The sequence below is a fragment of the Edaphosphingomonas haloaromaticamans genome, from assembly GCF_001853345.1.
Taxonomy (GTDB): domain Bacteria; phylum Pseudomonadota; class Alphaproteobacteria; order Sphingomonadales; family Sphingomonadaceae; genus Sphingomonas_E; species Sphingomonas_E fennica.
The window spans coordinates 47,773-61,451 of the sequence record NZ_MIPT01000002.1 but is presented as its reverse complement, the minus strand read 5'-3'; the positions used below and the strand labels follow the sequence as shown (position 1 = coordinate 61,451).

Annotated in this window: 17 protein-coding genes; 2 read left to right on the top strand and 15 right to left on the bottom strand. The window is 63.0% G+C overall.

Annotated features, from left to right (window positions below; genetic code table 11):
- Positions 1-32 precede the first annotated feature (32 nt).
- From trbC to BHE75_RS21595, 15 genes are all read right to left on the bottom strand, one after another.
- Positions 33-779, bottom strand: coding sequence for a type-F conjugative transfer system pilin assembly protein TrbC (gene trbC / locus BHE75_RS21660; protein WP_066701129.1), 747 nt, complete (start codon positions 777-779; stop codon positions 33-35).
- A gap of 12 nt (positions 780-791) precedes the next feature.
- Complete coding sequence (gene traU, locus BHE75_RS21655; protein ID WP_096367889.1) at positions 792-1,811, bottom strand: conjugal transfer pilus assembly protein TraU; 1,020 nt, start codon at positions 1,809-1,811, stop codon at positions 792-794.
- Entirely contained in the window at positions 1,811-2,080 is a 270-nt protein-coding gene (locus tag BHE75_RS21650) for a hypothetical protein (RefSeq protein WP_066701131.1), read from the bottom strand. The genes traU and BHE75_RS21650 overlap by 1 nt, the downstream gene beginning before the upstream one ends.
- Positions 2,080-2,736 (bottom strand): type-F conjugative transfer system protein TraW, encoded by a 657-nt coding sequence (gene traW / locus BHE75_RS21645; protein WP_066701132.1) that lies wholly within the window; start codon positions 2,734-2,736, stop codon positions 2,080-2,082. The genes BHE75_RS21650 and traW overlap by 1 nt, the downstream gene beginning before the upstream one ends.
- Positions 2,733-3,269, bottom strand: coding sequence for a S26 family signal peptidase (locus BHE75_RS21640; protein WP_066701133.1), 537 nt, complete (start codon positions 3,267-3,269; stop codon positions 2,733-2,735). Before BHE75_RS21640 ends, traW begins: the two co-directional genes overlap by 4 nt.
- Positions 3,250-3,924 (bottom strand): TrbI F-type domain-containing protein, encoded by a 675-nt coding sequence (locus BHE75_RS21635; protein WP_070936364.1) that lies wholly within the window; start codon positions 3,922-3,924, stop codon positions 3,250-3,252. The genes BHE75_RS21640 and BHE75_RS21635 overlap by 20 nt, the downstream gene beginning before the upstream one ends.
- Positions 3,917-4,276, bottom strand: coding sequence for a hypothetical protein (locus BHE75_RS21630; RefSeq protein ID WP_066701135.1), 360 nt, complete (start codon positions 4,274-4,276; stop codon positions 3,917-3,919). Before BHE75_RS21630 ends, BHE75_RS21635 begins: the two co-directional genes overlap by 8 nt.
- A gap of 5 nt (positions 4,277-4,281) precedes the next feature.
- Entirely contained in the window at positions 4,282-6,873 is a 2,592-nt protein-coding gene (traC, locus tag BHE75_RS21625; protein ID WP_070936277.1) for a type IV secretion system protein TraC, read from the bottom strand.
- A 1-nt stretch (position 6,874) separates the two neighbouring features.
- Positions 6,875-7,870 (bottom strand): TraV family lipoprotein, encoded by a 996-nt coding sequence (locus BHE75_RS23690; protein ID WP_066701137.1) that lies wholly within the window; start codon positions 7,868-7,870, stop codon positions 6,875-6,877.
- Positions 7,867-8,745, bottom strand: coding sequence for a DsbC family protein (locus tag BHE75_RS21620; RefSeq protein ID WP_066701138.1), 879 nt, complete (start codon positions 8,743-8,745; stop codon positions 7,867-7,869). The genes BHE75_RS23690 and BHE75_RS21620 overlap by 4 nt, the downstream gene beginning before the upstream one ends.
- Complete coding sequence (locus tag BHE75_RS21615) at positions 8,732-10,072, bottom strand: TrbI/VirB10 family protein (protein ID WP_066701139.1); 1,341 nt, start codon at positions 10,070-10,072, stop codon at positions 8,732-8,734. Before BHE75_RS21615 ends, BHE75_RS21620 begins: the two co-directional genes overlap by 14 nt.
- A gap of 1 nt (position 10,073) precedes the next feature.
- Positions 10,074-10,883, bottom strand: coding sequence for a type-F conjugative transfer system secretin TraK (locus BHE75_RS21610; RefSeq protein ID WP_066701140.1), 810 nt, complete (start codon positions 10,881-10,883; stop codon positions 10,074-10,076).
- Positions 10,883-11,449, bottom strand: a complete 567-nt coding sequence (locus BHE75_RS21605) for a type IV conjugative transfer system protein TraE (protein WP_066701141.1) — start codon at positions 11,447-11,449, stop codon at positions 10,883-10,885. The genes BHE75_RS21610 and BHE75_RS21605 overlap by 1 nt, the downstream gene beginning before the upstream one ends.
- Before the next feature lies 1 nt (position 11,450).
- Positions 11,451-11,741, bottom strand: coding sequence for a type IV conjugative transfer system protein TraL (traL, locus tag BHE75_RS21600; RefSeq protein WP_066701142.1), 291 nt, complete (start codon positions 11,739-11,741; stop codon positions 11,451-11,453).
- Positions 11,742-11,799: 58 nt separating this feature from the next.
- Positions 11,800-12,120, bottom strand: coding sequence for a TrbC/VirB2 family protein (locus BHE75_RS21595; protein ID WP_066701143.1), 321 nt, complete (start codon positions 12,118-12,120; stop codon positions 11,800-11,802).
- A gap of 377 nt (positions 12,121-12,497) precedes the next feature.
- Here BHE75_RS21595 and BHE75_RS21590 point away from each other — a divergent pair, with 377 nt between their 5' ends.
- Complete coding sequence (locus BHE75_RS21590) at positions 12,498-12,962, top strand: hypothetical protein (RefSeq protein ID WP_066701144.1); 465 nt, start codon at positions 12,498-12,500, stop codon at positions 12,960-12,962.
- 101 nt (positions 12,963-13,063) lie between these two features.
- Positions 13,064-13,636: a hypothetical protein gene (locus BHE75_RS21585; RefSeq protein ID WP_070936273.1), complete on the top strand. Its 573-nt coding sequence runs from the start codon at positions 13,064-13,066 to the stop codon at positions 13,634-13,636.
- Positions 13,637-13,679: the final 43 nt, after the last annotated feature.

Sequence of the window (13,679 nt, the reverse complement as noted above, 5' to 3'; positions counted from 1 at the left end):
GACAACGAGCGCAGCCGAGGCGGGGATCGACCTCACCGATTGACCTTGCGCATGTTGGAGAGCCCAACGGCGGCGACGCGGGCACCCGGGCCATTCCCCTCGGCAAACTGCTCGAGCGCATATTCAACCGAGACGTTGCCAATGAGACGGTCGTGGGGCGGAACCTTGGTCTGGCACGAGAAACCGGCGCAAAGGTCGAAATCGGACGAGACGGCGATATAGGTCGGAACAGCTTGGACGTCGAAAGCGCGGAAGAGGCGCGGATCAATACCGACATTGGCGAAATCGTCCTGCCGGGTCACGATCTTCCCGAGGGCGGACGAAAACTCCTTCATCGAATTGTTCGGAAAGCCCCGGAAGACGACCACACCGCCCGCGCGCGCGGTATCGCCGATCAATTGCTTGAGCGCCTGTGGCGGCATCGACAGGCTGGCAAACACTATGAACTGGGGTGCTTCGCCCTTCCCCACCGTCGCGTTCGACGCGGCGCCCGCTACGATTTCGTCGAAGTCGACCGGACCAGCGGGCCCCTTGGGCAGATCGGTCTTCGCAACGCGCTGCATGTTGGCCATGCCACCGTCATTCACATTGGCCGCCTCCTCGCGGAACGCATCACCCCTGTCCTTCACCTGATTGACGAACGCCTCGGCATCAGCCTGAAGCTCGGCTGAGCGCTTCTTGATCGCCTGAACGTCGATCCCATCGACGCTCTGCGCAAGCACCGCCGATATGCTGGCGATGCCGAGAACAGCAGTAGAAGCCCAAAGATATCCGCGCATCGAAAGGCCCCCCTAGAGAACGCAGCAGTTGCGTTTGCGCCAGACCAGGTAGCCCATGTCCTCGCCACCGGCGGGATAGGCGCGGCCTGCGTCGGGCGGCATGGTGGATGCCCCGATCGCGGAGCAAGCGAAGCGACCGCTCACGGTCGGGATCGGATTGACCATCTGAAAGCGGTATTGCTGCTTCCGCATGATCGGCATGAGGTACTTCTTGCAGAGGCCCGCCGACCCCATCGTTCCCCACGCCAGCGCCTCGCGGTGCATCTTGTACGCAAAGCGCGACAGCGCGAGCCGCGAGGACTGAACGTGGCCGATCGACGACGGCACGTTTCCATTGAGCGGATACATGCTGCCCTGGCAGCCAGCGCACCAGAATAGCGGATCGAGCGGCAAATGGGCGGTGCCGGCGATGCAGTCTCCGGCGCAGGCAACCTGGGCGATCGGATTGGCAAAAACGATGGCTTCCGGGTTGATGAGTGCTGTCAGCGAGTCGTCCTGCCAGAGCGGGTCGATCTCGGTCATGTACGCGATATCGAAACTTGCCTGCTCGAAGCAGACGAAGTCGGTCAGGATTTCCATCCAGTAGAGGAGCGGGTACACATACCAATGGACGTGCCATTTGGCCGTGCTCTGGGAGCGGCCGCCCACCATCGACGGGCCGGCCAAATAGCCCTGTCCGATGTCGAAGCCGGGTGCGATGCGGATACCACCAAGGTTCGGAAAGCACCAAGGCTTCATGGTCACGTCCGCGAGGCGCGCTGGTTCCCAGAAACCGACGGAGATACCGATCCGAGGAATGGGGCTGCCGCAGGCGCAAATAGGCGAAGCCGGATTGGCTGTATCCGGCCGGCCGCTCGGCCAGATCTTGAGGCCGCCCACCGACAGCGGGAAGAGGCACGACCAACAGACATCGGTGATCGGGTTGACGAACTTCCCGTGACAGGTCGGTCCCGCGGCCTGAGCGCTCGGCGCGAGAATGAAGGCGGCGATCATCGTCAGGAGGAGCCGCAGAGCCCATCGCGCGCTATGCATCATTGCTCCTCCCCGCTTGCTTCCAGAAATGAGGTGTCGGCGCGATGCTTCCGCGCGAGGTAGACGGCGGTCGTGCAGATATTGGCAAGCAGAAGTACTGCGATCGCGCATGGCGCCGCCCGCCCGAAGGCGAGCGATAGCGGCTGCAGGCCAATAATCGCGGCGCCGAGCATCAGACAAAGCATCTGCCAAATCAGGCGCAGACGTCGCAGCGCGCCGGTCTCGGGGGCCGCCATCGGCGTGCGAAGCATGTCTAGCCAAGGTGGCATCAGCCTGTTTTTCCGGGCTTGAGCGCGACTTCGGACACGCGCATCACCCTGCCGGCCTGGGTGACGATTGCCGGTGTGTGCTCGATGCCGAACCGGGTCGTGAGCTTGCCTGCCTGGTCGAAATAGAAACGCCGCTTTTTCGCGGTCATCAGCTCGACCGGCGAGCCATTGACCAGGATGATCTTGGCCTTGATGTCGGAGTAATGCTCGATGGCCCACGCCGTCTGCGCGGGGTCGTCACCATCGATGAAGACGAGGTCCTGTCGGACCGAGACGAAGTCGAGCGGATTGATACGCTGGCCGGCCGCGGCGATCAGGTTTCCTTTCTGATCGCGAATGTCGCGCTCCATCATGACCGAAGGATCGAAGTCCCAGCTTCGGGCCGCTCGCGCCGCGGTTATCCCCGCCACGGGATCAGGACGCCGAACCTTCGCCTCGACGCGCTTGGCAAACATCTCATTGGTGCGCGCGAGTTCGCCACTCGCCTCGGCCCTGCGCAGTCGGGCTTCGATCGTCGAAAGCAGATCCGGCTCGATCACCGGAAATGCCTGTGCCGCCTGGCCATAATCCTTCGCTTCCGACCGCATCGGGGGAAAGACGAGCGCCGCGCCTAGCGCCGCAACCGCGCACACGCAGCTCGTGACAAGCATCCTCATAGGATTGGCTCCCCTGTCCCAATGATCTGGCGCCCGCAGACGAAGCCAATTTCGCCGTAACGGCTGTCGAAGCCGTCCTTGTGAGGCGTCGCCGCGAAATAGCATCCGGCCGGCACCCGTCCGGTGGCGCCAGGAGTCAGCGGCTCGCCGAAGCGTGTGAAGGGCTTCATCTGCGCGACCGGGTGACCATTCACGGCGACCGTCCGGCCGATATGGCTGATGATGTCGCCGGGCACGCCGTAGGCGATCTTCCCGAACATCTGTGGCTTCGCGCCGAAATGGCGGCGGAGGAGCTCGCCGGGCGGCGGATCGAAGAACACATAGTCGCCGCGTGCCGGCAGCTTGTGGCGCTGGATGAGAAACGCCCAATTCGGGAGCGAGTCCGTCGTGTTGATCAAAAGGGCGTGGCCATCACGCCATTCGCCGATCGCGCCGAAGCCAAGCGTCCCGGCGACGGCCACCGCCAGCATCCCCCACATGCGCGTGCGGGGACGCCAACGCAGGGCTTCCACCCTATTGGCCGCCGTTGCCATCAGGTCCTCCGAACGTCGAGACGGACGCACCGGGAATCTGCGGCGGGATTGGCTGGGCCGGAAAAGCCTGGCCCGCGGGCACCTGAGGGCTGGCGCCGGGGACGCCAGCCATCGGATCGATGGTTGCCCCCGGCGCCGCCAGCGGTGCTGCACGCGAGGCGGCCAGCGCCGATTGGGCAGCCGAGAGCTCCTGCATCCGCTGCAATTCCTCGACGGACATACGCTTGGGTTCGGGAACGCCCGAGGCAAAGACCGCCTTTTTCAGGCTGTCGGTGATGTCCGGCACGTTCTTGGTGAGCACGGCTTCACCGACAAGCACGATCTGGCCGTCTTGGCTCCTGCGCTGCAGTTCCTTGTCGAGCGAGGACATGAACGCCTGCATCTCGGCGCGCACGCGGTCGGGCGGCGAGCCTGAGAAGCGCTGTGCCTCGACATAGTCGCCGACCAGCGCCGACAACCGTGCCGAAACGATATGGTCTTGTTTCGACTGGGTCAGTGCCCGCGTCACCCACATTCCCCAGATGATCGCAGCGACGAGCAGCAACAGGATCAGCATCTGGACGCGCGTGAAGCCGCCAAAACCGACCCTGCGCTTCGCTGCTCGGGTCTCAGGCGCGGAAGGGGGAGGAAGGTCGAGTTGGGGTTGGTCAGCCATGAGGCGGAACTCCCTCATCCGCACGCTGCGGAAGGATGCGATTGGCGCGAAGAGCGACGACGGCGGTGGAAAGGATCATGTGCGCGATCGCGAACATGTTGAGGAAGGCGGCGGTGCGCGCCGGGTCCGCGGCAACGTAGCGCGTCGTGAAATTATTGAGCTGATGGACGAAACCATCGAACGAGAAGCCGCCGATCGCGAGGAAGAAGAGGCAGAAGAGGCCCCAGGTGATGAGCATCGTCGACGCGACAAAGCCGAGCCCATGCAGCAGGAAATGAAGCATGGTCTGCCATTCATGGCGCGTGAACCCGATGTATCGCCGGGCGGTGGTCGGGACCGGATGCGTCGCCATCCCTGCTACTCCGCCGCGATCGCGATCTCGTCCTCCGGGACGAGATTGCTGACCCACTTTTCGGGATTGTTCGGAAACGCGATCCGCTCGATCGCCTCGTCCATGCTGAGGCCCTCGGCGATCAGAGCGTCGATCGCCGCAAAAGTCTTCGGACTCGAGGAGAACAGCGCTGCGGAATAGGGGTCGAGGACCAGGCGGCCGACAGCGAGGGTGTCGGGCCCTTTGATCATGATGTCCGAATATTCGAAGCCGTTGCGCTTCAAGGATCGCAACAGCGCATCGGTGTGATCGTCCATCTCGAAGCGGTCATGCTTCTTGAAGTCTGCGATCGTCTCCGGCTTTTGCTGGAGGATCACGAACCAGTCGGAATTTTCGAGCGCCGCGACCGATCCGGCCGATTTGTAATAGTCGTTCAGCGATTGCGTCGCCGTGACCAGCGATGCGCCATATTTCCGGCAGGTACGCGCGTAGGTCTCGATGAAATCGGCCATCGCCCCGCCGCGGAGCATCTGCCATGCTTCGTCGAGGAGTAGCGCTTTCGGGATCGAACGATCCAGCTTGCGCATCATCTGCTGCGACATGAACATGATCGCCGTCAGGACGACGCTGCGCAGCTCCTCACGGGCAGACAGATCGGAGAGCTCGAAGACCGTGAGCTGGGCCGAAAGTTCGAACGAGACCTCGCCCTGAAAGAAGCGGCCGTAGGTGCCGCCCGACGAGAAGGGCCGCATCGCGATCGCAAGGTTCGCGGCCAGCCCGTTTCCGGTTGCCTCGAGCGCCTCGATGACAAGATCGATCGAGCCGCGGCTGCCGTGCGCCTCCCAGACCTGGTTCACGGCACCGTCGATCAGCCCGCGCTCGGTGTCGTCGAGCAGGTTGATATGCCGGGACATCTGATTGATGATGGCCTTCAGCATTGCCATGCCGTCGAGGAGATAGTCCTCGTCTTCGGCGGCCTGGGCCTCGTCGATCATCGAGAAGGGATTGAGACAGAAGCCCGAGCTCATGGTGAACTCGACAAAGGCGCCGCCCTGAAGTTTGGCCGAATGCTCGAACGAACGCCCGTCGTCGATCACGACCACTCGCGCGCCGGCACCGCAGAGCGAGCCGCATAATTCCTGCAGCGCGACCGACTTGCCGGAGCCCGATTTGCCGAACACGGCGACGTTGTGATTGCCGGCGGCATTCTCGAAGGGGCTCCAGAAGAAGGGCTGTCCGCGCCGGCCGATCAGCAGCAGGTGGGGAATGCTTCCGCCGAGATATTCCCCCTGCAGCGGCGCGAGATTTGCGGCCGTCGTCGTGAGCAGAGTGCGCATCCGCTTCATGCGCTCGAGATCCTTTGACAGGCCATTGGCCATCGTCATGGGCATCGCGCACAACAGACCCATCACCTGCAGGTAGCGGTCATCGAGAAGATCCCAGCCCGCCGCACGGTAGACCGACTTCAGCACTCGCTCGTTGCTGTCGCCCTGCCCTTTCGGCGAGAACGACGTGACGCTGAAGAACACGCGCACGAGCTTCCTGCCCTGCCGGATCTCTTCATTGACGTGTCGCCACTCCTGCGACTGCTCGCGGAGCTGCGGCAGGAAGCGGGACGATTTGGAATCGGCCAGGCTGGTCGTTCGCATGAACTTGTAGCTGGCCTTGTTGGTCGACGCCTGCGGGTCCGGGAACTCGATGCACAGGTTGGTCGATACGGGGCATGGCATGCGCAGCTTGTCGGTAAAGATGTCGCCGATCAGCCGGGTTACGTCCCATGGCGCCCAGCGCGTGGGCAGGTTGCGCACCGAGAAGGAGCGCACATCGAACACGTCGGGGTAGATCTCCCCGATCTCCGGCGCGCCCTTCAGCGTTTTTCCGGTCGGCCGGAAGCGCTCGGTCCGCAGCAACATGCGGTCCGGCTCGATATGCAGCTCGATATCCCTTCGGATCGCCTGATCGGCGATCGGGTCGAGAGGGTTGTAGCTCACCGCATCGTCGCCAGCGGCGGTGGTCGGCGACGTGATATCGTCGATCCAGCCGATGAGCGCGACCGGGTCCATCTTGCGGGCGGATACGTTCACCGATTGAAGAGCCGAGATCAGCCCGTCCATGAGCGATACGATCTGCTCGATCGTGATGTTTGAGGACTCCGGCGTCGAGTAGGATATCGCGACCCGATGATGGCGAAGGCAAAACGGCGCGTCGGCTGAAAGCGAATTCCAGACGCCGTCCGTCAGGAAGTCGACCCGGTGCTTGGCCATCCGTTCGTAAACGCCGCGCGCCGAGTAGCGGGGCAGATACCATTTCGAGAGCTGCTCGCCGATGCGCGGCGACATCCATTGGTGAATCTGAAGGCAGCCGGGCGCGGGAATGCCTTCGGACAGGAACTGCGCCAGGATCTCACCCGTCCGCTCGTCCGCGCCGACCAGCGGCGCGGCCTCGATCACGAAGCCGCGCGAGGCGCTATTGTAGAAGATACCGGTCTTCGGGTCGAAGCTTCGATAAGGGAGCCAATGCGCAAGCATCGGGACCACCAGGTCCGGCCGCTGGGTGTCCGGTCGCTTGCTGTCGCCGAAGATACCGGACAGCAACTCATCGAGGAAGCCGCTCGCCATCTCAATTTTCCTCTGGAGCAGCGGCCGGGAAGTTCGCCGCGCGCACGGTGGGCTTCGTCTTGGGCTCGGGTGTCGGCGTCGATCCGGTCAGAGCTGCTGCCTTCGCGTCGCTCGCTGCCTGAGCCGAGCGCGCCTGGTATTCGGTAGAGCCTCTCACCCGCGTGATTGCTTCGCCGATCGCGGTCGCACTGTCTGCGCCCTCCGGCGCCGGGGCGGTCCCGGCCGAGGCTTTGTCTGCCGTTGCGAGCGGCGGCACCTTCGCTTCGATAGTCGGCGCCCCCGGCACTGCTCCCTCGACGCTGCGCGATTCCGCGCGCCTGGAGGAGACGTTAGTGGCCGGGGGCGTCGGTGTGCGGCCCGCCTTGGGGGCTAGACGGGTCGCAACATCGTCCTTGATCGCTTTGACCGGGTCGGCTGCACGGGCGCGGGCTGCCGCGACGGCCGCAGGATCGGGTAGATTGGGGTCGACGCCGCCCGTCGCTCGGCTTGCCAGTTCCGCTCGATCGACCGCTTCGGCGAGCGATTCCGGCTGCTCAGCAGCGACAATCGCATCTCGGTCCGGTATCGCTGTTGCATTGACGAGGAATTGTTGTTGCCATTCCCCGCTTTGCACCACGGCATGGACTGCCGTCACCTCATGAAGGCGGCCACGCTCATCGATATATGGCTGAAAGACAATGCGCAGCACGCGCTCCTGGGTACGGCGCGCATCGATCTGAGGTGCCGGCGCTTGTCCTAAAAAGGCGATGTGCGAGGATCTGGGTGCAGACTGCCTGGCCGGCCCGCTGCTGGCCGGCGATGAACGCTCGACAGTGCCCTCTCCGGTGATCATCGCGAGTGCTCGATCGTCGATCGAGGACGATGGCGCGCAGATGCCATCGGGCGCTTTACAGGAAAAACTTCCCTTCACATTGCTGCCGAACGTGGCGCACCCGCCAAGCAGGGACAGAGCGGCGATCGCGCAGCCGCGCAGCGACAGGGCGTGCCGCGCCGTCACGACCGCGTCCCCTGCAGCCAGGCCTCGAGAAACTCCTTGGGCCGATATCCTTCCAGGACGGCGCCATCACCCCGAACGATGATTGGCGTCGCATTAAGCCCATGCTCGCGCGCGAAGCGCTCGTTTGCATCGAGCCCCTTGGTGTCGCAGCTCGCCGGCGCTTTGAATGGCTCACCGGCATAGGCGGCATGCAGCGCCTGTTCCTGGTTTTTGGAGCAATAGACGCGGTCGGCGATGTCGCGGCTACCGAGGACCGAGATCGGACGCTCGACCACCTTCACATCCATGCCGCGCAAGACGCTGGCGAGCGCCCTGCAATAACCGCAACGGAAGTCCGTGAAGATGGTGATGCTCTGTTTGGCCGACCGGTTGCCCCAGACAATGGCCCCGTCGGCCGGAAGCCCAGACAGGTTGAGCGAGACGGGGCGGACCGGCGCGGATGTCTTGCCGACACCGCGCGCCGTCGCTGCGATTTCGCCAGCCTCGCCGTCATCGGATACCGCGGCGTTCGCCTTGGCGGCCCCGCCCACCAGCATGTCCGGATTGATCTCGAGCAGCCGCGCCGCGGTCAGGTCTTGACGCGTCTCCATATCGTAGACACGACCGATGATCAGATAGCGCGCGCCATGATTGACGTAGAAGAGGTTCGCGCCCGAGGTGACTTCGCACAGCCCGTCGATCTTATCGCAATCGAGCTTGTTGATCGGCGTCTTCGGAAGCCTGGTCTTCAGGAGCAGGCTGACCTTGGCGTCATCCTTGCCGGCGACATCGGCTGCAAGAGCGATTCCGGCAACGCCGAGCGCGGCAGCGGCCGCTACAATCGGCGCCGGGCGAGCGAACGCGCGCAGCTTTCGCAGACGATCAATTGCGGACATAGACACCCTCCAGGAAAACGATTTCGACATCGATGCCGGTCGGCATCTCGATCACGGGCTGATATTGCTCGGCCCGCTCGATCAGATATTTCGAGACGTCCTTGCCCGATTCCGCGGCACCGCCGCCGAGCGCGCGCAGGCCGACGCTGCCGAAGTTGGGCGTGCGGTTGACGCCCCCCTCCCCGTCGGTGCTGATGCTGGCGAGCGGCTGATTGAAAGCGGTGTTGAGAGCGTTGCCGCCACCACTGACCAGACCGGCCAGAAACGCCTGCATGGCAAGCGAGCCTTCCCGGCTGACCACTCGGCCGCGCACCCCTGTCTTGCCGCCAAAGGCGATGAACCCCTTGACCTCGGAGACGGCGTAGCGCCCGCCAGGCTGCGGGCACGTCATCTTTTGCAGTTTGACGTAGACCTTCTCGCTCGAGAGCTCGCCGCGGGCGGCACCGTTCACGAGGCAGCCTTCGATCTTGGTCGTTAGGAGGCGCCCGTTCTGATAGACGGAACGGGCCGGGCCAGTGACGCGAAGCACGACCGGCAAGGGGTCGGTCTGGCTGTTGACGCCGGCGCTCGCGTCAACGCCGACTATGACCTTGGCACTGGCGAAGCTGTTGGGCGGCAGATAGTTGATGCTGTCGCTGAAGGTGGTCGTTCCCTTAGCGACGCGCGTGGCATTGCCGGCATCTGCGGTCTGGAAACTGACCAGCTTGACCTCGGCGGCGCCTCCCATCGGCATCGGGCGACCATTGGCAGACGCGTTCGGCCCATCCGGACGCTGATAGGCCTGGGTCCCGTTGGGCCCGTACATCGCGCCCGGCCCGGTCGCGGGCGCTGGCGCCGGCGTAGTTCGGGCGGAAGCCACCTGTCGGCGCAGCGCCTCATTCTCTTGCTGATAAGCCGAGAGGACGCGCGAGCCGTCCGCCCGCATCGCCTGATTTTCCCCCTTGAGCAGTTCGACCTGCTGCGAAAGCTGGTCCAGGCGTTGCTGCTGGCCGTTGACCGATTTCAGTTGATTCTCGACCGATTGCATCTGGTTTTCGGAGAGCGCCATCCACTCCTGCTGGTTGAGATTCTTGTTGACCATGTCCTTGGTCGACACCTCGACCTTCGCGGTCCCGTCGTCGTTCGTACCGGTCGCCTTCTCGTCGCCGCCGAAGATCCAGAAGGACGATGCCACCAGGCCGACGCCGGCGACCCCGGCGAGCAGCATGCGCTGCTTTTTTCGGATGCTTTCGTTCGCGGACAGGTCGGCCGAGATGGGCGAGACGCCCTCAGTATCGCTGCCATCCAACGGCTCACGATTGCGTTTGAGGAAGTCATTCCAGGCCATGTCACTGCCTCCCGGTTTGTGAGACGAGGTAGGCCGTGGTGACCTTCCCAGGTTCCAGCTTCGGCTCGGCGATCGACACGGCGAGCGCACTGCTCGGCGCGACCGTGCTCTCCGTCAGCGTGACGGCTTCCCCGCCGCGATTCTCTATGCGCAGCACGCGGCCGGTCAGTTCCGACCCCCGATATTCAGCGATCATCTGGACCTTGAGATTGCCGACATAGACCGGCCGCAGAGTGCGCTGGCGCATCTCGTAGCCATCGGCGACGCTGTTTGAATACATCGCCTGGATGAGGACGACCGCCGCTTCCTGCGGGCTGGTTGCAACCACCGCCTGGGGCGCCCCATTCTCCTCCACGTTGGCCTTCGCGATCGCCGGATTGGAGATGAAGAGCTGCACGGCCTGCTCGCCGGCGATCCGGCACACGATCTTGTAGACGTAGCCGCGCTTGCTGGTCGCAAAGAACGAAAGCGCCGGGCGCGCGAAGCCCTCCGGCACCGAGAGGTAGATGTCTCCCCGCACCGGTTCGTTGACGACGGAAAAGTCATCCTGCGGATTNCCGGTCGAGATCTTCGAGACCGACGCAAACTCGTCCTCGACCAAGCTGATCCTGGTGAGATCCTTTGCCGACGCTGCGCAATCAACCTGGCTGCCGTCGGCTGCCATCACCGTCTGGTCCGCCCAAGCCGGGGAGGTGATGAGGAAGAAGCTCACGGCGACTAGGGCAACGCCGATCATCCGGCTCACGATGCAATAATAGCGCGACAGGAAGACCGCGCCGGTCGCGGCGCTGCCGATGATGTAGACCGACATCACTGATCCTTTTCCTTGCCGGTCGTCACCATTCCGAAGCCCACGAGCTTCAGGGACAGTCCGGAATATTGCCAATCGAAGCGGAAGGAGCGGCGCTCGCTGGAGACGACCTTGTTGCCGACGATCGTGTGCAGGTCGCCGGTGACGGTCGACCGCAGATTCTTCGTATCCAGCTCCATAGTCTGGATGGTGAAGAACTGGGCGATCGACGAGCCGCGCTGCTCGTTGACGATCTTCATCAGGTCGGCGCGGATCTTTCCTTGCGCGCTGGGCGCGGTGATATCGAGTACCGACTTCATCCAGTATTCGAGATTCGCCGGGCTGCGATCGAGCGTCAGCACCGCGGTGTCGCGGGTGACCAGCTCGAGATACTGCCGCGAGACACCTGAAGAGTTCACGACCAACGGCGATGCCAGGATCGGTTGAAGGACAATCTCCCTGTCGCGCGTGACTGTCACAAGACCGAGGATGGCGCACAGGCTGCCAAGGACGCCGGCGACGATCACAAGCAGGTTGCGCTGCTTCAGGACCCGCTGGCTTTGAGCGTGGGTGTAGGAGATTTCCATCTCAGCCCGCCATCAGCCGGAGATAGGAGGGCGGTGTGGCCTTCATGCCGGTGAAGCCGGCCGGAAGATGCCAGTAGGCCATGTGAAGCAGCCAGGAGATCGCCCGTCCTGCCTTAGCCTTCTTCAGTCCCCACCAGCCTGCGCCCGCAAGCAACATGCCAATGAGAATATGCTGAGACAGGATACCCCAGACGAATGGCAAAACCATCGCTAGGAACTCATCCAGCGTCCACAGCCCGATTAGCTCGGGATCATCCAGATGAGACGGAACGACGTACTTGTCCGCGGCCATATCACCACCCTCCCCGCAGGCCGACCGGATCTGCTATTCCGGCCGACCCTTGGACTGTTCAGATTGTTGCCGTGACGGTGGAGGTGACGATCGGAATGCCGGTCCCGGCACCCACACCGACGCCGACAGGAATGGCGATCTGGCCCATCGAGAAGCGGCCTGAGGCCAACGCGACGATGCCGCCCGCGAGCGACAGGACGGTGATGATCTTGCCGCCCGACCCTTCGAGGAAGTCGGTGAACTTCGTGAGCGCCGTATCGAACGTCGTGTCGGCACCGGCGAGGGCCGGGCCGGCAAAGAGCAGGAGCGCGAACGCGAGTGCGACCAAAGCGAAGATCGCCAGCTCCGCACGACCGCTGTACTTTATGACAGACTGCATGAGAGTTTCCCTTCAAACGGAACGCGACTGACCCGCGCCCAATTGAAGGGTGGTCCCGGCGAGCGATCGGCGGCAACGCAGTTCCCGACGGCACGGTCTCGCAAACGAATTTTATGTGAGTCTGATCGGACCCTGCCCCGATGGCCGGGGCGGCGCGCCCCGGCATGCGGGGCAGCTCGCCCCACTATCTGGGGCACGCCGCCCCATTTCTCGGGGCAGACGAATTTTTGATTCGGCGTCCGCGCCTCTAATTGCGATCAATGACGGGCGAAGTTAGAATCGCTAACCGGATTCGGGGGGATCCCGTCAGCCCGGCTTAATCGTGTCTACGTTATCGAACCACAGCTAAGGATGGAGGATAGCCAGGTGCAGGTGCCATGACAGGAGATCAGTGCACCCTCGCGCTCGACATATCGGAGCATTTCTTCAATTTGACGACGGAGAGCCTGCGCCTGCGTTCGAACGAAACCAGGTGCTATCAGACCCTCGGAAATCTGGTTTCCGATCGGATCGGGTTGCCGTGTGCGCTGGAGGACCATGCACCTGAAACAATCCGGGAGCATCTGTCGGCGATCCCTACAACAGGCGACATTCGAATCGATCTGACCATCACCAGATCAAGTGCCGACAGCCTGGATGCAGTAAAGAAGCTCATCTCTGAGGGGCTTGGGTCCGAAATAAGCTTGGGGGACACACTTTCGATCATGCTCTTCCACTACGTGGTCGGCCAGAAAGCTGCGCGCGTTCTTGAGCGACTGGGATTGGAGGGCACAGATAATCCGCCACGAAAATCTGCGATCAGCGAAGAACTGGGTAACGAGAAGATAGTCCCGCTAAGATAGTTGCTGCTGGCTTTTGCTGCAGGCGCACAAAATGCAGAGGCTTGCTAAGTCACTGCCTGTGTGTTTCGTTTCAGGCCTTGCGTGCAAAAGGGGGCCATGACTTGTCATCGCTTGCCCATATCGAAGCTTCCGACGATGGCTGCGTTCCGGCCAGGGTCGAGCAGTGGGACTTCATCCCGCTGATCCTCGAAGCAATGTCTGAACAGAATGTAGGCCAACGCAAGCTGGCGCTGAAGACCGGCATCAGCAAAACGCGTCTCGGTCTCCTACTTCACAGTGATCCCGCTAAGCGCGCGCCGATGTTCGTGTATGAACTCCAGCAGGTTTTGGCCGCCCTGGACATCAACATCGTGCAAGCCATGATCGCGATCGAGACCTACAGTGATCCAGCCCTCTTCCTCGACGAGCGCTTCCAAACCTCGCTTGTGATGCTCGCCGAGTTATTCAAAGGCCTCCCGGCGATGCTCGTGGCGGCGCTCGACGAAATCGAAGGGATGGATGGCACAGAGGTACGCAAGGAGTGGGCCGGGCCGCTACGACAAGCGGTAGTTGAGAAGCTAGTCAAGGAGGTCAGTGCCGTGATGGCTCGGCGGGTACAACTCGCTCAGATTTCCACCCTCAGCCGTAACCGTGTTCTGAAGGCCGCCTTGCGGGAAGCTGCTCCGCAGTGCTGATAGCCGCTTTTTGCGAGGAGCGGTGATGAGCGAGGATATCGAA

Bases quoted from the DNA above. Each gene is read 5' to 3' on its own strand.
- trbC (WP_066701129.1), bottom strand. From the start codon at position 779: ATGCGCGGATATCTTTGGGCTTCTACTGCTGTTCTCGGCATCGCCAGC.
- traU (WP_096367889.1), bottom strand. From the start codon at position 1,811: ATGCATAGCGCGCGATGGGCTCTGCGGCTCCTCCTGACGATGATCGCC.
- BHE75_RS21650 (WP_066701131.1), bottom strand. From the start codon at position 2,080: ATGCCACCTTGGCTAGACATGCTTCGCACGCCGATGGCGGCCCCCGAG.
- traW (WP_066701132.1), bottom strand. From the start codon at position 2,736: ATGAGGATGCTTGTCACGAGCTGCGTGTGCGCGGTTGCGGCGCTAGGC.
- BHE75_RS21640 (WP_066701133.1), bottom strand. From the start codon at position 3,269: ATGGCAACGGCGGCCAATAGGGTGGAAGCCCTGCGTTGGCGTCCCCGC.
- BHE75_RS21635 (WP_070936364.1), bottom strand. From the start codon at position 3,924: ATGGCTGACCAACCCCAACTCGACCTTCCTCCCCCTTCCGCGCCTGAG.
- BHE75_RS21630 (WP_066701135.1), bottom strand. From the start codon at position 4,276: ATGGCGACGCATCCGGTCCCGACCACCGCCCGGCGATACATCGGGTTC.
- traC (WP_070936277.1), bottom strand. From the start codon at position 6,873: ATGGCGAGCGGCTTCCTCGATGAGTTGCTGTCCGGTATCTTCGGCGAC.
- BHE75_RS21620 (WP_066701138.1), bottom strand. From the start codon at position 8,745: ATGTCCGCAATTGATCGTCTGCGAAAGCTGCGCGCGTTCGCTCGCCCG.
- BHE75_RS21615 (WP_066701139.1), bottom strand. From the start codon at position 10,072: ATGGCCTGGAATGACTTCCTCAAACGCAATCGTGAGCCGTTGGATGGC.
- BHE75_RS21605 (WP_066701141.1), bottom strand. From the start codon at position 11,449: ATGGAAATCTCCTACACCCACGCTCAAAGCCAGCGGGTCCTGAAGCAG.
- traL (WP_066701142.1), bottom strand. From the start codon at position 11,741: ATGGCCGCGGACAAGTACGTCGTTCCGTCTCATCTGGATGATCCCGAG.
- BHE75_RS21595 (WP_066701143.1), bottom strand. From the start codon at position 12,120: ATGCAGTCTGTCATAAAGTACAGCGGTCGTGCGGAGCTGGCGATCTTC.
- BHE75_RS21590 (WP_066701144.1), top strand. From the start codon at position 12,498: ATGACAGGAGATCAGTGCACCCTCGCGCTCGACATATCGGAGCATTTC.